Here is a 22,010-nt window from a genome sequence, read left to right as displayed (position 1 = left end):
ATCTCCAGAGGGTTGTTTTTATCCTTCAATCAATTTGTACCATCCAGAGCATAATTTTCAAGAGCTTATGAATTGATTAGCTGTTGCAATTATTTCATATGGATATGCAGCGGAGCGGGGTTATGCACCTTTTCACAAATTTTATCTGTCCTGGTTCTGTCATCGGTGTGGGCCAGAAAAACGGGCGGAGCCTGGCAAAAACCAATAGGGTTTATAGGTTGGATGCTGCGAGCGGCGGGTACGTGGATGGGGTCAGATGCGGGAAGGGCGGTCAGGAAAACGATCGGGTGTTCATGCATTCTATCGCCAGCCTGTTTTCTTCACCGGTCTTGCTGCCGTCACCCATAGAAAGAAAGTGAACAACGTTCATTGATTTGAAGACAACAACATTCCAGGCAACAAAAAACCCATCAACCTTGAACCGAAACGGCGGGGTTGATGGGCTCCACAAATTGGGGACATCAAAGAAAAGCAGTGGCACTAGTTATGACTGACGCCTTTAAGAAAAGTTCTGCGCATTTGCAAAAAATTTTCACTTAAGGCGTAACTTCAGTTTTATCCTAAGCCAGGCCAGATAATGATGATAAGCGTCCCCGCCAGTGTGAGCAGTACGTTCGCGATAGCATAGGTGCCCGCGTAGCCCAGCGCCGGAATGTTACTGCGTGCGGTATCGCTGATGATTTCCATTGCTGGCGCGCAGGTACGTGCGCCCATCATCGCGCCAAACAGTAGCGCGCGGTTCATGCGCAGGACATAGGCGCCAAACAGGAAGCAAATGATGACCGGGACCAGGCTGACGATAAGCCCGGCAACCAGCATCTGACCGCCAATCGCTCCCAGACCGTTGCCGATACCGCTACCTGCGCTCAGGCCCACGCCGGCCATGAAGACCATCAGACCGAACTCTTTCACCATATTCAGCGCGCCCTGTGGGATATAGCCGAATGTGGGATGGTTGGCGCGAAGAAAGCCAAGCATGATCCCGGCGAACAGCAGACCGGCCGCGTTACCGATGCCAAAGCTAAAATTACTGAACTGGAAGGTGATCATGCCGATCATCAGACCAATAATAAAAAAGGCGCAGAAGGCGAGCAGATCGGTTACCTGGCTATGAATGGAGATAAAGCCAATGCGATCGGCAATCGTTTTTACGCGACGGGCATCGCCGCTAACCTGCAAAACATCCCCTTTGTTAAGCACCACGTTGTCGTCAATCGGCATTTCAATTTGCGAACGGATCACGCGGTTAAGGAAGCAGCCATGGTCGGTGAGCTTCAACTGAGCGAGGCGACGACCGACGGCATTGTGGTTTTTCACGACAATTTCTTCGGTGACAATACGCATGTCGAGCAGATCGCGGTCAAAAACTTCTTTCCCATTACGAAAGCTCGGATCGAGCCGGGCGTGCGCATCCGGATAGCCCACCAGCGCGATTTCATCGCCCATTTGCAGGACCGCGTCACCGTCCGGGTTGGCGAGTATGCCGTTACGGCGAATACGCTCGATATAACAACCGGTCTGGCGATAAATGCCCAGCTCGCGCAGGTTTTTCCCGTCCGTCCACGCCACCAGTTCGGGGCCGACGCGGTAAGCGCGAATAACCGGCAGGTAGACTTTACGGTTGGTATCGGTATCCAGTCCCCGCTCACGGGCGATCTGCTGGGCGCTGGTTTGCAGATCCTGATGCTGGAGTTTAGGCAGGTAGCGCGCGCCGACGATCAGACTGACCAGACCGATAAGGTAGGTCAACGCATAACCCAGACTGAGGTTATCGAGCGCGCGGGACAGCTCTGCGCTCTCCATGCCGAAATGTCGCAGCGTATCGCCCGCGCCGACCAGCACGGGGGTGGAGGTCATTGAGCCAGCCAGCATACCCGCCGTCAGGCCGATATCCCAGCCAAACAGCTTACCCAGCCCTAAGGCGATCAGCAGCGCGCTGCCGACCATCACCAGGGCCAGCATCAGGTAGTTTTTCCCGTCGCGAAAAAAAATGGAAAAAAAGTTAGGCCCCGCCTCAACGCCGACGCAGAAAATAAACAGCATGAAACCCAGGTTCAGGGCATCGGTGTTAATGCTGAAATGCTGCTGCCCTAATAATAGAGAGACCACTAAAACGCCAATGGAATTACCCAGTTGGACGGAACCCAGGCGCAATTTACCGAGACACAGGCCAAGCGCCAGTACGACAAATAATAACAGGATGTAATTCCCATTTAACAAATCGGCGACGTTTATATTCACGGAGGCTAACTTCTTGTTTACCAGTAAGCTGTTGAAAGAAATGATAATTTACGCTACTGTTTTTGCTATCTAATAAGGGCGGCAGTGTCATATTCGTCGCCCAAATATAAGCAGCACAACAATATATTTGGCTAGTTTAATCTCATTACGTATCAACGGCTATAAGAATCGTATGGGCGTAATTTGGCATGGATTGCTGATCGGCTTTATCTGACTGGACGCCACTGGCGAAAAGTGTGTTCGATAGAGACAGTGTCAGGAGAAACGATTGAAACATAAACAAGGTTGGGCAGGCGCGGTCTGCTGTTTTGTGCTCTTTGTGGTCGTCTGCGTGTTTCTGACGATGAACATGAAGGGGGCATTTCGGGCAGCCGGGCATCCTGAAATTGGGCTGTTGTTTTTTACGCTACCAGGTGCTGTTGCCAGTTTTTGCTCTCATCGTCGGGAGGTAATCAAACCTCTGCTCGGTGCGATGCTTGCAGCGCCTTGTTGTCTGGTGCTTATGCGCCTCTTTTTTACCCCCACCCGTTCGCTTTGGCAGGAGTTGGCGTGGTTATTCAGCGCCGTGTTCTGGTGCGCGCTGGGCGCCTTATGCTTCTTATTCATCAGCAGCCTGTTCAGGCCGCGTCAGCGTAAAAAACAGTAACGCCCTCGGATGAGGGCGTTTGACATGGATCCGCGCGGGCAAACCTGTCAGGCGAACAGGTTCAGATTCTCTTTTGCCCAGGCTTCGAAATCAGTGCAGCCGCCGATGTGTTTCTGATCGACGAAAATCTGCGGTACGGTTTCCACCGGTTTACCGACCGTTTTTTCCAGATCCGCTTTGGTGATGCCTTCGGCGTGAATGTCGATGTAGCGATAGTTAAAATCTTCGCGCTCATTGCTCAGTTTTTCTGCCAACTCTTTCGCACGTACGCAGTATGGGCAACCCGGGCGACCAAAAATTACGGTAAACATATGTTTCTCCTTCAACTCTGAGCCTGACGGCGAATGGCGGCTATGATGCCGTGATTCGTTCAGCTTGAACAGTAGGTTGCGCCTTTTACTCTAATATCTTTAAGCTATATCTGTTAAGCAGATGAAAGCTGAACGCTTTACACTGTGCCGTCTACACTGATTCTTTCCGCTCAGACAGAGAAAAACGTCATGACTCCAACTATTGATCTGCTTCGTCACCATCGTTCAATTCGTCATTACACCGACCAGGCGATAACCCCCGAACAGCGAGAGGCGATCCTGGCGAGCGCACAGGCCACGTCCAGTTCCAGCTTTTTGCAGTGCACATCGATTATTCGCATCACCGATGCTGCTTTGCGTGAGGCGCTGGTGCCGTTAACCGGTGGACAACAGCACGTAGCCCAGGCCGCGGAATTCTGGGTTTTCTGCGCCGATTTCAACCGCCACCTGCAAATTTGCCCCGACGCCCAATTGGGCCTGGCGGAGCAACTGCTGCTCGGCGTCGTCGATACGGCCATGATGGCGCAAAACGCGCTGACCGCAGCAGAATCACTGGGGCTGGGCGGCGTGTATATCGGCGGTCTGCGCAATAATATTGAGGCGGTGACTGAACTGCTGAATTTGCCAAAACACGTTCTGCCGCTGTTTGGCCTGTGTCTCGGCTGGCCTGCCGACAATCCGGATCTCAAACCCCGTCTGCCTGCCGCCATCGTGGTGCATGAAAATGCCTACCAGCCGCTGGATCACGCGGCGCTCGCCGACTATGACGAACAGCTGGCGCAATATTATCTCACCCGTGGCAGTAATAACCGCCGCGATACCTGGAGCGATCATATTCGTCGCACCCTGATCAAAGAAAACCGTCCGTTCATTCTGGAATATTTGCATAAACAGGGGTGGGCTACGCGCTAAAAATGTTGCCGCTGTGTATGATACGCGGGACGTTGAACGGGTTATTCAGAGAGGTGCAGGGTGAAGATTGCCATATTGTCCCGGGACGGAACGCTCTATTCGTGTAAACGCCTGCGTGAAGCGGCAATGAAGCGCGGTCATCTGGTTGATATTCTCGACCCGCTTTCCTGTTATATGAACATCAACCCGGCGGCGTCGTCTGTTCATTACAAAGGGCGTCGGCTTCCCCATTATGACGCCGTTATCCCGCGTATAGGTTCCGCGATCACCTTTTACGGCACCGCGGCGCTGCGGCAGTTTGAAATGCTCGGGAGCTATCCGCTCAATGAGTCCGTGGCGATTACCCGCGCGCGCGACAAACTGCGCTCGTTGCAGCTGCTGGCGCGCCAGGGCATCGACCTGCCGGTTACCGGAATTGCGCACTCGCCGGATGACACCAGCGATCTCATCGATATGGTCGGCGGCGCGCCGCTGGTGGTGAAGCTGGTGGAAGGAACCCAGGGGATCGGCGTCGTGCTGGCGGAAACTCGCCAGGCGGCGGAAAGCGTAGTGGACGCCTTTCGCGGACTCAACGCCCACATTCTGGTGCAGGAATATATTAAAGAGGCAAAAGGGCGCGATATTCGCTGTCTGGTAGTGGGGGACGAAGTGGTCGCCGCCATTGAACGCCGGGCGAAGGAGGGCGATTTTCGCTCGAATCTGCATCGTGGAGGAGTGGCTTGCATCGCCAACATTACGCCCCGGGAGCGTGAGATTGCGGTAAAAGCGGCGCAAACGCTGGGGCTTGATGTCGCAGGGGTGGATATTTTACGTGCTGAACGTGGTCCGCTGGTGATGGAGGTCAACGCGTCGCCTGGTCTGGAAGGCATTGAAAAAACGACCGGTGTCGATATCGCCGGACGAATGATCCAGTGGATCGAACGCCACGCGACGCCGGGTTTTTGTCTGAAAACGGGTGGCTGATCTGAATATCGCTGATGATCGTAGCGTGACGCGCGCTTTTTGCGTAAGCTGTGCCGGTATTTTTTTTCGTAAGAGGTAGCACATTATTATGACATCACTGGTCGTTCCCGATCTGGATACGTTGCGACAATGGCTCGACGACCTGGGCATGAGCTTTTTTGAATGTGATACCTGTCAGGCGCTGCACTTACCGCATATGCAAAACTTCGACGGCATTTACGACGCCAAATTAGACCTGGTTGATAACACGTTGCTGTTTTCCGCTATGGCGGAAGTCAGGCCGTCTGCGTTGTTGCCGCTGGCGGCGGATTTGTCGGCGATCAACGCCAGCTCTCTCACGGTTAAAGCGTTTCTCGATATGCAGGACGATAATCTGCCAAAGCTGGTGGTTTGCCAGTCTTTATCCGTTATGCGCGGCATCACCTACGAGCAGTTTGAATGGTTCGTGCGTCAGAGCGAGGAGCAGATTTCGATGGTCATTCTTGAAGCGGGGGCGCACCAGATGCTCTACACCGCCGAAGAGGACGCGCAAAAAAGCAACGGCGAAATCCATTTTCTGCATTGATATCCCTTCAGGGAATAACGTGCAGAGCGCAGTCGCTGCCAGTGCGGCTGCGTATTACCCGCTTTTATGCTGCTTTTAACCTTTCTTTAAAGAATTATTCACCTCCTTTCCCGCCAATTCGCTTTATCACATAGACATAAATTGCATAAAAAATTGATAAAAGGCGTTTTTTAATCTGGGCTATGGCCTGAAAACCTGGCTAAAGTTATTCTTGCGATGCGCTGTAACAGCGAGCAATAACGGCCAGGAGAGCGTCCGTTCTTTCCTGAGTGTGCCGGATGACAAAGTATGCACGATTCTTGCATAGCTTTGAGTGCAAATTTTTAGGTTCGTATGTTAACGAACTTGCATAAGGAAAGAGATTATGACCGCCTTAAATAAAAAATGGCTATCGGGTCTGGTTGCGGGCGCTATGATGGCCGTCTCTGCCGGCACGCTCGCAGCGGAACAAAAAACGCTCCATATTTATAACTGGTCTGATTATATCGCGCCGGATACGGTAGCGAATTTTGAAAAAGAGACCGGGATCAAAGTGGTCTACGACGTGTTTGACTCCAACGAAGTGCTGGAAGGCAAACTGATGGCAGGCAGCACCGGCTTTGACCTGGTGGTGCCGTCCGCCAGTTTCCTTGAGCGCCAGCTGACGGCGGGCGTTTTTCAGCCGCTGGATAAGAGCAAGCTGCCGGACTGGAAAAACCTCGACCCTGAGCTGCTTAAGCTGGTTGCCAAACACGATCCGGAAAACAAATACGCTATGCCATATATGTGGGCGACGACCGGCATTGGCTATAACGTCGAAAAAGTGAAAGCGGCGCTCGGCGCCGATGCCCCGGTGGACAGCTGGGATCTGGTGCTTAAGCCGGAAAACCTCGAAAAGTTAAAAAGCTGCGGCGTCTCTTTCCTCGATGCGCCGGAAGAGGTGTTTGCGACCGTGCTGAACTATTTGGGTAAAGATCCGAACAGCACCGACGCGAAGGACTACACGGGGCCGGCAACCGATCTGCTGCTCAAACTGCGCCCGAATATCCGCTATTTCCACTCTTCGCAATACATCAACGATCTGGCGAACGGCGATACCTGCGTGGCTATTGGCTGGGCAGGCGATGTCTGGCAGGCGGCGAATCGTGCGAAAGAGGCGAAGAACGGCGTCAATATCTCCTTCTCGATCCCGAAAGAGGGGGCAATGGCCTTCTTTGATGTCTTCGCCATGCCCGCCGACGCCAAAAACAAAGAGGAAGCCTATCAGTTCCTGAACTACCTGCTGCGCCCGGACGTCATTGCCCATATCTCCGATCACGTGTTTTATGCCAACGCCAACAAAGAGGCGACGAAGCTGGTGAGCGCGGAAGTGCGTGACAACCCGGGAATTTATCCGCCCGCCGATGTGCGCGCGAAAATGTTCACGCTGAAGGTACAGGAACCGAAAATCGATCGCGTGCGTACCCGCGCATGGACCAAAGTGAAAAGCGGTAAGTAACCTTTCGTCAGTCTGAGACAGGCCGGGTGGCGCATTGCGTGCCCGGCATCAGGCGCACCGAAAGGGGGCGCCTGCACGATTTTTGATTTACGCCGGAGAGCACCCCGTGAATGATGCGATACCTCGCCCGCAGGCGAAACCCCGTAAGGCGCTGACGCCGCTGCTGGAAATCCGTAACCTGACAAAATCCTTTGACGGCCAGCATGCGGTCGACGATGTCAGCCTGACTATCTACAAAGGTGAAATTTTCGCGCTGCTGGGGGCGTCGGGCTGCGGGAAATCCACGCTGCTGCGTATGCTGGCAGGTTTTGAACAACCTACCGCCGGACACATTGTGCTGGACGGCGTCGATCTTGCCCACGTCCCGCCCTATCTGCGCCCTGTCAATATGATGTTTCAGTCCTATGCGCTGTTTCCCCATATGACCGTCGAGCAGAATATCGCTTTTGGCCTGAAGCAGGACAAACTGCCGAAAGCGGAAATCGCCAGCCGTGTTGAAGAGATGCTGGGGCTGGTTCATATGCAGGAGTTCGCCAGACGTAAGCCACATCAGCTTTCCGGTGGCCAGCGTCAACGCGTGGCGCTGGCGCGAAGCCTGGCAAAACGGCCTAAATTATTGCTGCTCGACGAGCCGATGGGGGCGCTGGACAAAAAATTGCGCGACCGGATGCAGCTCGAAGTGGTGGATATACTCGAGCGCGTCGGCGCGACCTGCGTCATGGTCACCCACGATCAGGAAGAAGCGATGACCATGGCCGGGCGCATTGCCATTATGAATCGCGGCAAGTTTGTCCAGATCGGTGAGCCAGAGGAGATCTATGAGCATCCGACCACCCGTTACAGCGCGGAATTCATCGGTTCGGTTAACGTGTTTGAAGGGGTGCTGAAAGCGCGGCAGGACGATGGCCTGGTGCTGGATTCGCCGGGGCTGGTGCATCCGCTGAAGGTGGATCCCGATGCTTCGGTGGTGGACAACGTGCCGGTGCATGTGGCGTTGCGCCCGGAAAAAATCATGCTGTGCGAAGAACCGCCTGCCGATGGCGTTAACTTCGCCGTGGGAGAAGTGGTGCATATCGCTTATCTCGGCGATCTCTCCATTTACCACGTTCGCTTAAAAAGCGGGCAGATGATCAGCGCTCAGCTTCAGAACGCCCATCGCTACCGCAAAGGGTTGCCGACGTGGAGCGATGAGGTTCGTTTGTGCTGGGATGCCGACAGCTGCGTGGTGTTGACGGTTTAAGGAGCGAAAATGAGTACACTTGAACCTGCGGCACGCGGAGAAAAGCCTGGCGGTTTGCGGCTGTGGCTGGCGCGCGTGCAGATGAATCACGGGCGTAAACTGGTCATTGCGCTGCCTTACGTCTGGCTGATCCTGCTGTTCCTGCTGCCGTTTCTGATCGTCTTTAAAATCAGCCTTGCGGAAATGGCGAGGGCGATCCCGCCGTACACCGAGCTGATGGCGTGGGCTGACGGGCAACTGGCGATCACCCTTAACCTCGGTAACTTCCTGCAGTTGACCGACGATCCGCTTTATTTTGACGCCTATTTGCAGTCGCTACAGGTCGCGGGCATCTCCACCCTGTGCTGCTTGCTGCTGGGATACCCGCTGGCGTGGGCGGTGGCCCACAGCAAGCCGTCGACGCGAAATATCCTGCTGCTGTTAGTGATCCTGCCGTCGTGGACCTCGTTTCTTATTCGCGTCTATGCGTGGATGGGGATCCTGAAAAATAACGGTGTGTTAAACAACTTTCTGCTGTGGCTTGGCGTTATCGACCAGCCGTTGACCATCCTGCATACCAACCTGGCCGTCTATATCGGCATCGTGTATGCCTATCTGCCGTTTATGGTGCTGCCGATCTACACCGCTCTGACGCGCATTGACTATTCGCTGGTGGAAGCCTCGCTCGATCTCGGCGCCCGCCCGCTGAAAACCTTTTTTAGCGTGATCGTGCCGCTGACCAAAGGCGGCATTATTGCCGGTTCCATGCTGGTGTTTATTCCGGCTGTCGGCGAGTTTGTCATTCCTGAGCTGCTCGGCGGGCCGGACAGCATCATGATTGGTCGCGTGCTGTGGCAGGAATTCTTTAACAACCGTGACTGGCCGGTGGCCTCTGCGGTGGCGATCGTGATGTTGCTGCTACTGATCGTTCCGATCATGTGGTTCCACAAGCACCAGCAAAAAAGCGGAGGCGTCCACGGATGAACAATTTGCCGGTAATACGTTCGCCCTGGCGCATCGTGATTCTGGTGCTGGGCTTTACGTTTCTGTATGCGCCGATGCTGATGCTGGTGATCTACTCGTTTAACAGCTCTAAACTGGTGACGGTATGGGCGGGGTGGTCGACGCGCTGGTACGGCGAGCTGTTTCGCGATGACGCCATGATGAGCGCCGTGGGCTTAAGCCTGACGATAGCCGCCTGCGCGGCGACAATGGCGGTGATCCTGGGCACCATTGCCGCTGTCGTTCTGGTGCGATTTGGTCGTTTTCGCGGCGCCAACGGTTTCGCCTTTATGATTACTGCGCCGCTGGTAATGCCGGACGTCATTACCGGGCTTTCGTTGCTGTTGCTGTTTGTCGCGCTCGCCCACGCCATCGGCTGGCCGTCCGACCGCGGAATGTTGACCATCTGGCTGGCGCACGTCACCTTCTGTACCGCCTACGTGGCGGTGGTGATCTCCTCGCGCCTGCGGGAACTGGATCGATCTATTGAAGAGGCGGCGATGGATCTCGGCGCGACGCCGCTGAAGGTGTTCTTCGTGATCACCTTACCGATGATCATGCCTGCCATCGTCTCCGGCTGGCTGTTGGCGTTTACGCTGTCGCTTGACGATCTGGTGATCGCCAGCTTTGTTTCCGGTCCCGGCGCGACGACCTTGCCGATGCTGGTGTTCTCCAGCGTGCGCATGGGAGTGAACCCGGAAATCAACGCTCTGGCTACGTTGATCCTCGGGGTGGTCGGAATTGTCGGATTTATCGCCTGGTATCTGATGGCGCGCACGGAAAAACAGCGAATCCGCGATATCCAGCGTGCAAGACGCGGCTGAAGCAATTAAAATTTCCAGTGAAGTGCCGCGCATGTCGCGGCACTGTTTTTCAGGGAAGTCACACATTGGGATTCTTCAAAAAAACGTCCTCATCACACGCCCGTTTAAATGTGCCCGCGCTGGTGCAGGTGGCGGCGCTCGCCATTATAATGATCCGTTGCCTCGACGTGCTGATGATATTCAATACGCTCGGCATTCGGGGGCTTGGCGAATTTATCCATCGCAGCGTGCAAACATGGAGTCTGACGCTGGTTTTTTTGAGCAGCCTGGTGCTGGTGTTTATTGAGATCTGGTGCGCATTTTCGCTGGTAAAAGGGCGCAACTGGGCGCGCTGGATTTATTTACTAACCCAGGTGACCGCCGCGGGCTATTTATGGGCAGCCTCATTAGGCTACGGGTATCCGGAGTTATTCAGCATCGCCGGTGAGTCAAAACGGGAAATTCTGCATACCCTGGTGATGCAAAAGCTGCCGGACATGTTGGTGCTTTGCCTGCTGTTTGTTCCGGCCACCAGCCGCCGGTTCTTCCAGCTCCAGTAAAAACGGCGTCCTGGCGCGACCTACAAATGCCCGAATAATGTGTATAATCGTCGCCCCGAACATCTGAAGGTTTTCGTATGTATTGCGCACTTTATGACGCCGGCCGCTGCCGCTCCTGCCCGTGGATCACGCAGCCGGTTGACGTTCAACTCTCCGCCAAAACAGCCGATCTCAACAATCTGCTTGCCGGTTTCCCGGTGGGGGAGTGGCGCGCGCCAGTCAGCGGGCCGGAACAAGGCTTTCGCAATAAAGCCAAGATGGTGGTCAGCGGCAGCGTGGAAAAACCGCTGCTCGGGATGCTACACCGCGACGGCACGCCGGAAGATCTCTGCGATTGTCCGCTTTATCCGCCGTCGTTTGCTGCCGTTTTCGCCGCCCTCAAGCCGTTTATTGCCCAGGCGGGCTTAACGCCCTACAACGTGGCGCGTAAGCGTGGCGAGCTGAAATATATATTGCTTACCGAAAGCCAGTACGATGGCGGCATGATGCTGCGCTTTGTGCTGCGTTCAGAAACCAAGCTGGCGCAACTGCGCGCCGCGTTGCCCTCGCTGCAGGCGCAACTGCCGCAGCTTAAGGTCATCAGCGTCAACCTGCAGCCTGTGCACATGGCGATTATGGAAGGGGAGACGGAGATCTTCCTGACTGAAACGTCGTCGCTGGCGGAGCGTTTCAACGACGTTCCGCTGTGGATCCGTCCACAAAGTTTTTTCCAGACCAACCCGACGGTGGCAAGCCAGCTCTATGCTACCGCCCGTGACTGGGTGCGCCAGCTCCCGGTAAACCATATGTGGGATCTGTTCTGCGGCGTCGGCGGCTTTGGGCTGCACTGCGCCACGCCTGAGATGCGGCTAACCGGGATTGAAATCTCCCCAGAGGCGATTGCCTGCGCGAAGCAGTCGGCGAAAGAGCTCGGTTTAACGAATCTGCATTTTCAGGCGCTGGACTCCACGCAGTTCGCTACCGCTCAGGAGAGCGCCCCGCAACTGGTGCTGGTGAATCCGCCGCGTCGCGGGATTGGCAAAGCGCTATGCGATTATCTCAGCGAGATGGCCCCGCCGTTTATCATCTACTCAAGTTGTAACGCCCGTACGATGGCAAAAGACATTGCGGATTTACCGGGTTATCGTCCCGAACGCGTGCAGCTTTTCGATATGTTCCCTCATACCGCCCATTATGAAGTGCTGACGCTGCTGGTGCGGAATGCATAAAAAACGGCCCGCATTGCGGGCCGTAAATCATTATTGCGGGAACCACTGGTCGTTGATTTTCTGCCAGGTGCCGTCCGCCTTAATGGCGGTCAGCGCGGCGTTCAGTTTCTCTAACAGGGCTTTATTATCCGGGCGAACGGCGATGCCCAGACCGGTGCCGAAATACTGGGGATCGGTCACTTTTTCTGTTCCTGGCCCTAACTGCGGGTTGCTCTTCAGCCATTCGTTGACCACAGCGGTGTCGCCGAATACGCCGTCGATACGGCCATTTTTCAGGTCGATAATCGCGTTCTGGTAGCTGTCATAGGCGACAGTTTTGACTTCCGGGTGCTTGTCCTGAAGGTATTTCTGATGCGTGGTGCCGTTTTCCATACCAATACGTTTGCCTTTCAGGTCGGCAAAGGTTTTATACGCATCTTTCCTGGCAATCACCAGCGCGGAGTTGGCGTAGTAAGGTTGGGTAAAGGCGACCTGTTTGCTCCGCTCCGGCGTAATATCCATACCGGAAATGACGGCATCATATTTTCTGAATTTCAGCGCCGGGATCAGGCTGTCAAAGGCATGATTGGTAAAGGTACATTCTGCCTGCATCTGCTTACATAAGGCTTTTGCCAGATCGAGATCGAAACCGACGATTTGGTTATTGGCGTCCATGGATTCAAACGGGGGATAGGTGGCGGAAACCCCGAAGCTGATTTTTTCTGCGGCAGACGCGCCGACAGCGAAAGAGGCAAGCAATGCGGCCAGAACTAACTTTTTCATGGTTGAACTCCCGTTATGATGAAGCGCCGTTTCTGCGGCATGGAATTACAATGCCAGCATTTGAATTTGTATGCAATATAAATGATTAAATATTTTATAGGGAAATAAAAAAAACGGACAGGTTAGCAACTTGTCCGTTTTCTGTATTCAGATTTATGCACTTTCTGAACGGTTAATTCCGGCGTTCAAACGCCAGCGCTTTACGTTCGATCAAGCGCATCATCAGCGTCAAAAGGCCATTAACGATGAGATAAATGACGCCTGCCGCGCCAAATACCATCACGTCGTAAGTGCGCCCGTACATGAGCTGGCTGTAACCCATTACCTCCATCAGCGTAATGGTGTAAGCCAGCGAGGTGCTCTTAAACACCAGCACCACTTCGTTAGAATACGAGGAGAGGGCGCGTTTAAAGGCATAAGGCAGCAGAATCGCCAGTGTGTCTTTTTTGCTCATCCCCAGCGCGCCGCAGGACTGCCACTGGCCTTCCGGGATTGCGCGAATCGCACCGTAAAACAGCTGCGTGGTGTAAGCGGCGCTGTTCAGCGATAGCGCAATCAGCGCGCACAGCCACGGCTCGGACAGCAGATGCCAGAGAACCGGATACGCCTGCAAAGACGGAAACTGCCCCGGTCCATAGTAGATCAGGAAGATCTGCACCAGCAGCGGCGTGCCGGTAAACAGCGTGATATAGCCGCGCACCAGCCAGACCACCCCCGGCGTTTTCAGCGTCAGAACGATGGTGAAAATCAGCGACAGGAGCAGCGCAACGACAATGGATGCCACCGTCAGCGTCAGACTGGTATGCAGCCCTTTTAACAGTTCAGGTAAATACTCAAACATCAGCCCGGTCTCCGCTCAAAACGTGTCGCGCGCAGGTCAATGCGTTTGAGAATGTACTGACTTATCAGGGTGATCACCAGATAGATCGCCGCGGCAATAATATACCAGTTAAACGGCTCCTGGGTGCGTGTCGCAATGCTCTTGGTTTGCAGCATCAGGTCATTGACGCTGATCAGACTGACCAGCGCGGTGTCCTTCAGCAGCACCAACCACTGGTTACCCAGACCAGGCAGGGCATGACGCCACATTTGCGGCATCACCAGGCGGAAGAAGATCGCCGCTTTCGACAGCCCCAGCGCCTGGCCGGACTCCCACTGCCCAATCGGTACCGCTTTCAGCGCGCCGCGCAGAGTTTGCGAAGCATATGCCGCATACAGCAGCGAAAGGGCAATTACGCCACACAGGAACGGGCTGACGTCGAAGTTTTCGATCTCCATTTGTACCGGGATCTGCACGACGCCCAGATTAACGGTAAAGCCGTCAGAGAGCGTCAGCAGCAGTTGAGAGGAGCCGAAATAAATAAACAGCACCACCAGAATTTCCGGCAGGCCGCGTAAAATCGTCACCAGCGCTGAGCCGGTCCACGCGACCGGACGCCATTTAACTGACTCCCAGACGGCGAAAAACATCGCCAACGCAAGGCCGAGGATCAGCGCGCAAACGGCAAGGCCGACGGTCATCCCGGCGGCGCTTGCTAACGGAAAAAATTCGTTCATCAAGGCTTACTTCTGGAACCATTTGTTATAGATGGTTTCGTAAGTGCCATCTTTTTTCACTTTTTCCAGCGCAGCGTTAAATTTCTGCTGCAGCTCGGTGTTGCCCTGACGGACAGCGATGCCGAGGCCGGTGCCGAAGTAGTCTTTATCCGTCACTTTGTCGCCAACCGCCGCCAGCTTCGGATTATCCTTCAGCCATTCGGTAACCACCGCGGTGTCGCCGAATACGCCGTCAATACGTCCGTTTTGCAGATCCAGCTTCGCGTTCTGATAGCTGTCGTAAGGAACGGTCGTAATTTCCGGGTGCTTATCCATAATGAACTTCTGGTGAGTGGTGCCGTTCTGCACGCCCACTTTTTTGCCTTTCAACTGATCCACGCTGGAGAATTTACCCTGCTGGCCAATAAACAGCGCGGAGTTGTCATAATACGGCGTGGTGAACAGCACCTGTTTTTCGCGCTCCGGCGTGATGTCCATCCCGGCCATAACCGCATCGAAGCGGCGGAACTTCAGACTGGGGATCAGGCTGTCAAACGCCTGGTTGGTGAACGTACAGGTGGCGTCAATCTCTTTACACAGCGCATTGGCCAGGTCGACGTCGAAACCGACGATTTTGTTATTCGCATCCATCGACTCGAACGGAGGGTAGGATGCTTCGGTCGCAAAACGAATGGTCTGTGCTGCTGTTGCAGAAAGGCTAAAGCCAGCGATAAGCGCGGCAATCAGAACTTTTTTCATTGTCGTTGTCCCGAATCTTAGTGAGAGAGATAGTTTTTAAACGCATCGGTCTGCGGGTTGGCGAAACACCCCGCATCACCCAGCTCGACGATGTGACCGTTTTCCATATACACCACGCGGCTGGCGGTTTTCCGCGCCACTTCCACTTCGTGCGTCACGATCACCTGAGTAATGTTCGTTTCCGCCAGTTCACGAATGATACTGACGATTTGCGCGGTGATTTCCGGATCCAGCGCGGCTGTGGGTTCGTCAAACAGCAGCACCTGCGGTTCCATCATCAGCGCGCGGGCGATGGCGACGCGCTGCTGCTGGCCGCCAGAAAGGTGCAAGGGATAACGATCGCTGTAGGGCTTCAGACGCAGGCGTTCCAGCAGCTTCTCCGCACGGGCTAAGGCCTGATCTTTCGTCAGCCCGAGCACGCGGCAGGGCGCTTCGATAAGGTTCTGCTGTACGGTCAGATGCGGCCACAGATTGTACTGCTGAAAGACCATGCCGACATTCTGGCGAAGATCGCGAATGGCTTTGTCTGACGGCGTCTTGCGGAAGTCGAAATGGTTGCCCGCAATGTCCAGCGTACCGGACCGCGGCATCTCCAGAAGATTGAGTACGCGCAGCAGCGAGCTTTTACCCGCCCCGCTTGGGCCAAGCAACACCAGCGTTTCGCCCTGCGGGCAATCCAGCGTGATATCGAACAGCGCCTGATGCGCGCCGTAGAAGCAGTTAATGCCGTTTAATTGAATACTCATTGATACTCGTATACTGGCCGTCTGATAGCTATTGAAGCCGCAGATAGTACCTTTGGCAGAATAGTTATGCAATATTTATGCTTTAAAAGTTAAATATAGCGCGCATTTCCCCTTAAACATAGCACAAAATAGCGGCGGCAAGATGGCGCAAGCACGATTGTCGGCATTCTGTGAAGAATGCCAGACAATTTACGCGAGAAAGGAAAAAATGATGTGGGACTGCGTGTAGGCCGGATAAAACAGTGCGCAGCCATCCGGCCTGTAACGTCAAAAATTAACGGTTCTCAACCGACTGGCGCAGGGTTCCGGCTGGCGCATGGACGCTGCCGCCGAGGTAGCGCACGTCGTCAATCACCCAGCACTGACCTTCGTGAATCATCAATACTTCATCCTGCCAGCGCTGCTCGCCCTGTTTCAGCTCTACGCGCAGCGGAATATTGCGCGCGTCCCGGTTCGGAATGGTCGACGCGCTGGCGACGTTTGCGCTGTCCGGCGGCGTTGCGCGGCTGGAGAAGGGATCGCTGCTCAAAAGCTGACGATGCTGGCCGTCGCGGCTGGCGTCAGACAGCAGTTTCGCCAGGTTATCGCTCAGGTATGGGCGCAGGGCGGTAAGGTCATTGCTGCGGTGCTGAATGCGATAGTCATAGAATTGTTGAGCCACATCGTCCGGGCCTCCCTCCACGCAGGCGCCTGCACGCGGTCCGTTATCTTTGTAGGCCGGCGTGACGGTGGTGCAGGCACTGAGAAGCAGCGCGCAGGGGATAAGCAGGGAGAGTTTCGAATAGCGCATAGTGATTTCCTTATAAGCTTCTGCTAATAGTCTTCTACATTATTCAGTTATAACCTTTCAATAATAGTGTATCGGTCTGATAATGCTTTTGCGATCGTGCGCTTATGCCCCGATCCCTTATGATTTTGCCAATGGCTGAGTAAAGGAGCGTAATTATGCAGTTTTCAACCACCCCCACTCTGGAAGGACAAAGCATCGTGGAATACTGCGGTGTGGTCACGGGCGAAGCCATTTTAGGCGCAAACATCTTCCGTGATTTTTTTGCCGGTATCCGCGATATCGTTGGCGGACGTTCCGGCGCCTATGAAAAAGAGCTGCGAAAAGCGCGGGAAATCGCCTTTGAAGAGCTGGGGGATCAGGCAAAAGCGCTGGGCGCCGATGCGGTGGTCGGTATTGATATCGACTATGAAACCGTGGGCAAAGACGGCAGTATGCTGATGGTCAGCGTGAGCGGCACGGCGGTAAAAACGCGCCGATGAGAGCGTTACTGTCGCTGGCGGCCGCCGCGCTGCTGCTGACCGGCTGCGCGAGCGAAAAAGGGATTGTCGACAAAGACGGATACCAGCTCGACACGCGCCATCAGGCGCAGGCGGCTTATCCACGCATCAAGGTGCTGGTGATCCACTACACAGCGGATGACTTTGACACTTCGCTGGCGACGCTGACGGACAAAAATGTCAGCTCGCATTACCTGATCCCGTCGGCGCCACCGCGGTACCGGGGGAAGCCGCGTATCTGGCAACTGGTGCCGGAACAGGAGCTGGCCTGGCATGCAGGCGTCAGTTTCTGGCGCGGCGCGACGCGCATCAACGACACCTCAATCGGTATCGAGCTGGAAAACCGCGGCTGGCGGATGTCGGCGGGCGAGAAATACTTTGCGCCATTTGAACCGGCGCAGATACAGGCGCTGATACCGCTGGCGAAAGAGATCGTCGCCCGTTACGACATTAAGCCGCAGAACGTGGTGGCGCACGCGGATATCGCGCCGCAGCGTAAGGACGATCCCGGCCCGCTGTTTCCCTGGCAGCAGCTTGCGGAGCAAGGGATAGGCGCCTGGCCGGACCCGCAGCGAGTGGAATTTTATCTTGCCGGACGTGCGCCGCATACGCCTGTCGATCCCGCAAGCGTGCTGGACCTACTGGCGCGCTATGGTTACGAAGTCACGCCTGATATGACCGGGCGCGAGCAGCGGCGGGTGATCATGGCCTTTCAGATGCATTTCCGCCCGTCGCTATGGAATGGCGTCGCGGATGCCCAAACCCAGGCGATTGCCGAGGCGCTGTTAGAGAAATACGGGCAGGGATAGGCGCAGACTGCGCGACAGAGCCGCCCCTCCTGGTTTTTCTGATGGGATTAATCCTAAGTTAAAAGTCAATTAATCTATGATTAATTGACTTTATATTGGTCTCATTTATGATTGATTTCGTCTTCAGGATGCTTTTCAAAATATTATAAATCTATTATTTCTTCTCTTTTTTATTTCTTTTACTTGCCTTTTTGGAACCAGGAACGATTCAGTTGTTTATAAGCCGCATTTCTGCGGTGGTTAAGCACACGTATTATCAATATTCTGCGTAAGGTATAACAATGTTAAGTATATACGGTAAAAAAACACGTCCCCACACCGAAATGGGGTGCATTATTTCCGCCACTGAAGGGTATGAAGAAAGAAAACTGAAAAAATGGCAGAAAATTACTACCGACGATCCGGATTATATTCATATTATTATTAGCGGGCAGGTTGAATTTCGCCGGGTCTCGGACGAACTGTGTATGTTTACGTTGCAGGGACAGTGCATTTTTGGCCTTTCCGCGATGTTCTATCAGTCTCCCCACATGTATGGTCTGGCGCGCTCTAACACGGTTGTTCGCTCCATCAGGAAAGAGGCGTTCTTCCAGCTTTTGACCGAAAATAATTTATGGCCAGAATTGACGAAAGTCTTATCCTGGTACATTTGTCTGTTAAGCAAACGCGATGATATGCTGGTCGCCCGCAATGCGTATTCCGTCATCCGTGAGTTCCTGATTGAAATCAATGCGCTGATTACCCACCATGATTATGATATTAACGTTTATGATTATATTCAGGAATACACCAACTTTGCCCGTAGCACGATCATCAAAATACTCTCCGATCTGAAAAAAGGTAATTATATTGTTATAGAAAAGGGACGCTTAATTACAATGAAAGCGTTGCCTGAAAAATACTAATATCCTCCCTGGAGTCTCCCTTCATGAAACGGAAGTGGAGGCTTTTTTAGTCCTTCTGCACAGTAAATCATTCATCATATCAATCATCAGGCGTCGTCAGGCAGCGGTTGGCCCCGGGCATTTTGGGGTGTCTGCGGCATCTTGCGCGTTTTCTGCATGGCGTCATAGTCATTCAGCGTCTCATCCTCGGGGGGAGGCGGTACCTTTCCCTGCTGATAGTCCGCTTTTTGTTCCTGTAGCGCTTGCAGGAAGCGTTCCTGCAAAGACGACGTCTGGTTTTCTGTACCCGGCAGCGCCACAGCGGATAATTCGCCGTCAGGCGCCTGCCGCCAGTCGTCATCGGCTTGCCACAACGTATCGTCCTGAAGAGGAGGACGTGCCTGCGCCGCCGGAAGCGGTTCAGGTTTTGGCGGTGGGAACGGCTTCGAAACGTACACATAATGCATATCAGACGGGTGTACGTCGGGGTTAACCACCTTCACTGGCTTTGGCGGCGGCGCAGGGTGTCGGCACTGCCAGTAAATATGCGCATACAGTCCGGCAACGACAAAAGCGAACAGCGTCATGAGCCAGAACAGGGTCTGAAAGACTTTTTTCCGGATAGTGGGCAGGCGGTAGGAAAAATAGACCGCCTCGCCGGTCGCAAAGCTGCGTTGAGCAGCAAGACAAATGGTGGACATTATTGCGGCTTCCCTTGCGTTTTCGCTGGTGGATTTACCGTTGCGGTTTGCGTCACGACGCCTGGCGTACTGTTGGCGGCACGCATCAGCTGCATCAGCGTCTCTTCGCCGACGATGCCGTCAACGTGCAGTCCCGTTTTCCCCTGAAATTCGCGGGTACGTCTGGCGAGATCGGCAGTCCAGCCCTGCGCGTGGGTGACGGGCTCGTGCAGCAACTGACTCAGTTCCTGATCCAGCCAGTTCAAATCCGTTTTGCCGCTGGCGGCGGTGATTTCATCTTTCCCCTGCGGCGTTAAGCGGTGCAGCAGGGTGTAATTGCCGGTGGCATGCTGATTAAACCAGCGTTTGCTCACCTGCCAGGTACGGTTGTTGACCAGCAGATCGAGAGTGTCTTTTTCTACCCGCGCCACGACGGCATAGTTCAGGTGATCGCCGGTTTTGAGCTCGCCGATCCACGGATATCCCGCTTTCTCCAGGGCTGCCAGCGACGCATTTCCCTGCCGGCACATCAGGTTTACCCGTCCGGCGTTCTGGCATAACGCATCGTTTGCCGAGGCGTCATATCCCCACATGGTGTACAGCTGATGCATGGCGTCCGGCAGATTCACCACGTCGCGTTCAATCGTCGGTTCCCGGGGGCCGTCTGTCTTCGGTTGCGTTTTATGCCAGGCGACAGGCACCGGCAGGGGGACGGGAAGATGCGCCGTCAGCGCGGAAGAGAAATACCCGGCGCAGCAGGCGAACGCCACCGAGGTCAGCAGACCCATGGCGGCGAACCGGCGACCGCGCGGCCTGGCGGGAATGATTTCGCCTGCGGCTAAACGTAAATGACGCGGTGAAACGGTGGCCGCGCGTTCGGTCCAGGCCGCGAGCATCGCCAGGTGCGCCAGCTTGTTCAACTGGCTCACCTGGCCTCTGGTCAGCGCGTGCATCCGTCGCACACGGGCGGGCGTCAACGGCGACGTCTCCGCCTGATGCGCTTCGGTCTGCGCCTCGACGTAGGCATGGAATTCGCCGCAGGTTAGCGGGCGCAGCGTATGGCAGGTATGAACCCGTGAGCGCAGCCCGGAGTGGTTGAGCAGGCGTGACTCTTGTTCGGGGCTGCCGGTCAGCAGGATGGTCAGCGGGAAGCCGGACTCTTCGGCACGCACCAGCAGCATCGCCAGCACGTCCCAGCAGTTGTCCTTGATCGCTTCCGCCGTGGAGATCATCAGCAGCTTGCCTTTCTGGCGTCGCGAAGGCGATTCTTCCTGCCAGAGACGCAGCACAGCATCCACGGCGTGTAATTTATTCTTGCTCGTTTGCGTGGCCGGATTGAGCTTGTACAGCAGGGTATTGCCGCTCAGCTTCGGAAAGGCGTTGAGGGTTTGTGCGCACGGGTGCTGTTCGCGCAAATTTTCAATGAACGCACTGAGCAATTCCGGCTCGGCGGAAAACAGGCCCATCATGCCCGGAGTCTTTATTTTCGCCAGCAACAGACCAAAAATATCCTGGAGATACGGAATTAAAAACATCCCCGGACGTCGGGTCACGCTGCCATACGGCTGGCTGGTAAATTTAAAATGGTTCAGATACATGATGACTCACGGCGCACTTGGCTTTCAAAAACGTTGGCGAAAAAATAAAGGAAGGGCGATGGCTGAGCAAACTCTGTACAGGAGAAAATGAACCTCATTTTTTTCGGGTTAGCATCAACCTAAAAAAGCGTCAACGATTTTTTCCTGTAAAGTTGCTGATATTGCAGATGGTCGCTGTTCAATCTTCTCAGTAGTATTCATTTCACATATTGGCGCAGCCCGATGCTGCGAAATTCAGTGTTATTTAAGGCAGTTGAAGAATGAGGATGCAACTTTATTCCAGACTGATTGCACCCTGCGTGATGTTTCTCTTGCTAATATTTAGCGGGCATCAGGGGTATGTCGTCTATAAAGATTATAGAAAAGTTACGAATAAGTTAGATGCCGCCAAAAATAAAGTGCGGAATACGCGTGACACAGAAAAGGAATTTGCCCTGTTTCAGCCTGCCGTCTGGCAAGCGAATTCTCCCGTGGCAGTAAAAACCCCGTTGTCCGCAGAAATTGAGGGCATCGTCAGTAGCGATGAAAAATGGCTCTCTTTTGCCGTTATCAAAACACCGGCAGGACAAAAAAGTTATCGCGAAGGTGAAACGCTGGTGGGCTTTAATGATGCGTACCTTGAGGAAATTAACAATGATAATGTGGTGGTTAATTACGAAGGTACTACGCAAGTACTGGCGCTAAAAAAGCCGGACTACTTTAAAGGCGGCGTAGAGAGCGGACCGGTGGCAAAACCTACCGCGGACGCAGGCGCGGAAAGCCTGCATCTTAACGATCGGTTGGTGTTGAAACCGCATATTGAAAAAGGTCAGCTGGAAGGCTACGAAATTAATCCCCGCGACGCCTCGCCCTTTTTTCACGACATGGGGCTAAAAAAGGGCGATGTGGTTGTAAGAGTTAATTCTGTTGACATGACTCAGGCCGCACAGGCCAAAAGTATTATCGCCAACTGGTCAACGATGAAACAGGCGGCAATAGTGGTGAAACGGAATACGCACCTGGAAAATATTCAGGTTAATGTTTTAAATAATTAACAAGTGAA

24 protein-coding genes are annotated in these 22,010 nt (G+C 54.3%); 14 read left to right on the top strand and 10 right to left on the bottom strand.

Annotated elements, in window-relative coordinates:
• Positions 1–555: 555 nt before the first annotated feature.
• Positions 556–2,241, bottom strand: coding sequence for an aspartate:alanine antiporter (locus JY391_RS14090; protein WP_042284971.1), 1,686 nt, complete (start codon positions 2,239–2,241; stop codon positions 556–558).
• 268 nt (positions 2,242–2,509) lie between these two features.
• On the opposite strand from JY391_RS14090, the gene JY391_RS14085 reads away from it, so the two are divergent.
• Positions 2,510–2,887 (top strand): inner membrane protein YbjM, encoded by a 378-nt coding sequence (locus JY391_RS14085; RefSeq protein ID WP_042284968.1) that lies wholly within the window; start codon positions 2,510–2,512, stop codon positions 2,885–2,887.
• Between the two features lie 47 nt (positions 2,888–2,934).
• Here the strand turns inward: JY391_RS14085 and JY391_RS14080 are convergent, their stop codons facing one another.
• A complete protein-coding gene (locus JY391_RS14080) occupies positions 2,935–3,198 on the bottom strand; it encodes a GrxA family glutaredoxin (RefSeq protein ID WP_042284966.1) in 264 nt (87 codons plus the stop codon).
• A 189-nt stretch (positions 3,199–3,387) separates the two neighbouring features.
• Between JY391_RS14080 and nfsA the strand changes: the two genes are divergently transcribed.
• The 9 genes from nfsA (at position 3,388) to rlmC (ending at position 11,907) form a co-directional block, all read left to right on the top strand.
• Positions 3,388–4,110, top strand: a complete 723-nt coding sequence (nfsA, locus tag JY391_RS14075; protein WP_042284964.1) for a nitroreductase NfsA — start codon at positions 3,388–3,390, stop codon at positions 4,108–4,110.
• 60 nt (positions 4,111–4,170) lie between these two features.
• Complete coding sequence (rimK, locus tag JY391_RS14070; RefSeq protein ID WP_042284962.1) at positions 4,171–5,073, top strand: 30S ribosomal protein S6--L-glutamate ligase; 903 nt, start codon at positions 4,171–4,173, stop codon at positions 5,071–5,073.
• An 88-nt stretch (positions 5,074–5,161) separates the two neighbouring features.
• Positions 5,162–5,638, top strand: a complete 477-nt coding sequence (locus JY391_RS14065) for a YbjN domain-containing protein (RefSeq protein ID WP_042284958.1) — start codon at positions 5,162–5,164, stop codon at positions 5,636–5,638.
• Positions 5,639–6,002: 364 nt separating this feature from the next.
• Positions 6,003–7,115, top strand: coding sequence for a spermidine/putrescine ABC transporter substrate-binding protein PotF (gene potF / locus JY391_RS14060; protein WP_211934484.1), 1,113 nt, complete (start codon positions 6,003–6,005; stop codon positions 7,113–7,115).
• Between the two features lie 106 nt (positions 7,116–7,221).
• A complete protein-coding gene (potG, locus tag JY391_RS14055) occupies positions 7,222–8,355 on the top strand; it encodes a putrescine ABC transporter ATP-binding subunit PotG (protein WP_211934483.1) in 1,134 nt (377 codons plus the stop codon).
• 9 nt (positions 8,356–8,364) lie between these two features.
• Positions 8,365–9,318 carry a putrescine ABC transporter permease PotH gene (gene potH, locus JY391_RS14050; protein ID WP_181821651.1) on the top strand — a complete coding sequence of 318 codons (954 nt, stop codon included), beginning with the start codon at positions 8,365–8,367 and terminating at the stop codon, positions 9,316–9,318.
• A complete protein-coding gene (potI, locus tag JY391_RS14045; protein ID WP_042284946.1) occupies positions 9,315–10,160 on the top strand; it encodes a putrescine ABC transporter permease PotI in 846 nt (281 codons plus the stop codon). The genes potH and potI overlap by 4 nt, the downstream gene beginning before the upstream one ends.
• Positions 10,161–10,177: 17 nt before the next feature.
• Positions 10,178–10,699: a YbjO family protein gene (locus tag JY391_RS14040; RefSeq protein ID WP_120714883.1), complete on the top strand. Its 522-nt coding sequence runs from the start codon at positions 10,178–10,180 to the stop codon at positions 10,697–10,699.
• A gap of 77 nt (positions 10,700–10,776) precedes the next feature.
• Positions 10,777–11,907 carry a 23S rRNA (uracil(747)-C(5))-methyltransferase RlmC gene (gene rlmC / locus JY391_RS14035; protein ID WP_211934482.1) on the top strand — a complete coding sequence of 377 codons (1,131 nt, stop codon included), beginning with the start codon at positions 10,777–10,779 and terminating at the stop codon, positions 11,905–11,907.
• Between the two features lie 30 nt (positions 11,908–11,937).
• Here rlmC and artJ read toward each other — a convergent pair whose 3' ends face one another.
• The 6 genes from artJ to JY391_RS14005 form a co-directional block, all read right to left on the bottom strand.
• Entirely contained in the window at positions 11,938–12,669 is a 732-nt protein-coding gene (gene artJ / locus JY391_RS14030; RefSeq protein ID WP_042284939.1) for an arginine ABC transporter substrate-binding protein ArtJ, read from the bottom strand.
• Between the two features lie 172 nt (positions 12,670–12,841).
• Positions 12,842–13,510: an arginine ABC transporter permease ArtM gene (gene artM, locus JY391_RS14025; RefSeq protein ID WP_042284936.1), complete on the bottom strand. Its 669-nt coding sequence runs from the start codon at positions 13,508–13,510 to the stop codon at positions 12,842–12,844.
• The gene (gene artQ / locus JY391_RS14020) at positions 13,510–14,226 is read right to left on the bottom strand and encodes an arginine ABC transporter permease ArtQ (protein ID WP_199956287.1); all 717 of its coding nucleotides are present in this window, start codon (positions 14,224–14,226) and stop codon (positions 13,510–13,512) included. Before artQ ends, artM begins: the two co-directional genes overlap by 1 nt.
• A 6-nt stretch (positions 14,227–14,232) precedes the next feature.
• On the bottom strand, positions 14,233–14,964 hold the full coding sequence (artI, locus tag JY391_RS14015; protein WP_060569877.1) for an arginine ABC transporter substrate-binding protein ArtI: 732 nt from the start codon (positions 14,962–14,964) through the stop codon (positions 14,233–14,235).
• 17 nt (positions 14,965–14,981) lie between these two features.
• Positions 14,982–15,710 (bottom strand): arginine ABC transporter ATP-binding protein ArtP, encoded by a 729-nt coding sequence (gene artP / locus JY391_RS14010; RefSeq protein ID WP_042284928.1) that lies wholly within the window; start codon positions 15,708–15,710, stop codon positions 14,982–14,984.
• Positions 15,711–15,984: 274 nt separating this feature from the next.
• The gene (locus JY391_RS14005; protein ID WP_042284925.1) at positions 15,985–16,500 is read right to left on the bottom strand and encodes a lipoprotein; all 516 of its coding nucleotides are present in this window, start codon (positions 16,498–16,500) and stop codon (positions 15,985–15,987) included.
• A gap of 155 nt (positions 16,501–16,655) precedes the next feature.
• On the opposite strand from JY391_RS14005, the gene JY391_RS14000 reads away from it, so the two are divergent.
• From JY391_RS14000 to JY391_RS13990, 3 genes are all read left to right on the top strand, one after another.
• Positions 16,656–16,979, top strand: coding sequence for a heavy metal-binding domain-containing protein (locus JY391_RS14000; RefSeq protein ID WP_042284921.1), 324 nt, complete (start codon positions 16,656–16,658; stop codon positions 16,977–16,979).
• Positions 16,976–17,806 carry an N-acetylmuramoyl-L-alanine amidase gene (locus JY391_RS13995; protein WP_211934481.1) on the top strand — a complete coding sequence of 277 codons (831 nt, stop codon included), beginning with the start codon at positions 16,976–16,978 and terminating at the stop codon, positions 17,804–17,806. Before JY391_RS14000 ends, JY391_RS13995 begins: the two co-directional genes overlap by 4 nt.
• Before the next feature lie 281 nt (positions 17,807–18,087).
• Positions 18,088–18,711 (top strand): helix-turn-helix domain-containing protein, encoded by a 624-nt coding sequence (locus tag JY391_RS13990; RefSeq protein ID WP_042284916.1) that lies wholly within the window; start codon positions 18,088–18,090, stop codon positions 18,709–18,711.
• An 86-nt stretch (positions 18,712–18,797) separates the two neighbouring features.
• Here JY391_RS13990 and JY391_RS13985 read toward each other — a convergent pair whose 3' ends face one another.
• Positions 18,798–19,391: a type II secretion system protein GspB, cryptic system variant gene (locus JY391_RS13985; protein WP_211934480.1), complete on the bottom strand. Its 594-nt coding sequence runs from the start codon at positions 19,389–19,391 to the stop codon at positions 18,798–18,800.
• Positions 19,391–20,968 (bottom strand): ExeA family protein, encoded by a 1,578-nt coding sequence (locus JY391_RS13980; protein ID WP_060569874.1) that lies wholly within the window; start codon positions 20,966–20,968, stop codon positions 19,391–19,393. Before JY391_RS13980 ends, JY391_RS13985 begins: the two co-directional genes overlap by 1 nt.
• A gap of 302 nt (positions 20,969–21,270) precedes the next feature.
• On the opposite strand from JY391_RS13980, the gene gspC reads away from it, so the two are divergent.
• Positions 21,271–22,002: a type II secretion system protein GspC gene (gene gspC, locus JY391_RS13975; protein WP_042286188.1), complete on the top strand. Its 732-nt coding sequence runs from the start codon at positions 21,271–21,273 to the stop codon at positions 22,000–22,002.
• The last annotated feature ends 8 nt before the right edge of the window (positions 22,003–22,010 follow it).

The sequence above is a fragment of the Citrobacter sedlakii genome, assembly GCF_018128425.1.
Lineage (GTDB): Bacteria > Pseudomonadota > Gammaproteobacteria > Enterobacterales > Enterobacteriaceae > Citrobacter_A > Citrobacter_A sedlakii.
This window is presented reverse-complemented; position numbering and strand designations above follow the sequence as displayed.

Coding starts and splice junctions, on each gene's coding strand:
- JY391_RS14080 (WP_042284966.1), bottom strand. CDS start 3,198: ATGTTTACCGTAATTTTTGGTCGCCCGGGTTGCCCATACTGCGTACGT.
- nfsA (WP_042284964.1), top strand. CDS start 3,388: ATGACTCCAACTATTGATCTGCTTCGTCACCATCGTTCAATTCGTCAT.
- JY391_RS14065 (WP_042284958.1), top strand. CDS start 5,162: ATGACATCACTGGTCGTTCCCGATCTGGATACGTTGCGACAATGGCTC.
- potF (WP_211934484.1), top strand. CDS start 6,003: ATGACCGCCTTAAATAAAAAATGGCTATCGGGTCTGGTTGCGGGCGCT.
- potH (WP_181821651.1), top strand. CDS start 8,365: ATGAGTACACTTGAACCTGCGGCACGCGGAGAAAAGCCTGGCGGTTTG.
- potI (WP_042284946.1), top strand. CDS start 9,315: ATGAACAATTTGCCGGTAATACGTTCGCCCTGGCGCATCGTGATTCTG.
- rlmC (WP_211934482.1), top strand. CDS start 10,777: ATGTATTGCGCACTTTATGACGCCGGCCGCTGCCGCTCCTGCCCGTGG.
- artJ (WP_042284939.1), bottom strand. CDS start 12,669: ATGAAAAAGTTAGTTCTGGCCGCATTGCTTGCCTCTTTCGCTGTCGGC.
- artM (WP_042284936.1), bottom strand. CDS start 13,510: ATGTTTGAGTATTTACCTGAACTGTTAAAAGGGCTGCATACCAGTCTG.
- artQ (WP_199956287.1), bottom strand. CDS start 14,226: ATGAACGAATTTTTTCCGTTAGCAAGCGCCGCCGGGATGACCGTCGGC.
- artI (WP_060569877.1), bottom strand. CDS start 14,964: ATGAAAAAAGTTCTGATTGCCGCGCTTATCGCTGGCTTTAGCCTTTCT.
- artP (WP_042284928.1), bottom strand. CDS start 15,710: ATGAGTATTCAATTAAACGGCATTAACTGCTTCTACGGCGCGCATCAG.
- JY391_RS14005 (WP_042284925.1), bottom strand. CDS start 16,500: ATGCGCTATTCGAAACTCTCCCTGCTTATCCCCTGCGCGCTGCTTCTC.
- JY391_RS14000 (WP_042284921.1), top strand. CDS start 16,656: ATGCAGTTTTCAACCACCCCCACTCTGGAAGGACAAAGCATCGTGGAA.
- JY391_RS13995 (WP_211934481.1), top strand. CDS start 16,976: ATGAGAGCGTTACTGTCGCTGGCGGCCGCCGCGCTGCTGCTGACCGGC.
- JY391_RS13990 (WP_042284916.1), top strand. CDS start 18,088: ATGTTAAGTATATACGGTAAAAAAACACGTCCCCACACCGAAATGGGG.
- JY391_RS13985 (WP_211934480.1), bottom strand. CDS start 19,391: ATGTCCACCATTTGTCTTGCTGCTCAACGCAGCTTTGCGACCGGCGAG.
- JY391_RS13980 (WP_060569874.1), bottom strand. CDS start 20,968: ATGTATCTGAACCATTTTAAATTTACCAGCCAGCCGTATGGCAGCGTG.
- gspC (WP_042286188.1), top strand. CDS start 21,271: ATGTTTCTCTTGCTAATATTTAGCGGGCATCAGGGGTATGTCGTCTAT.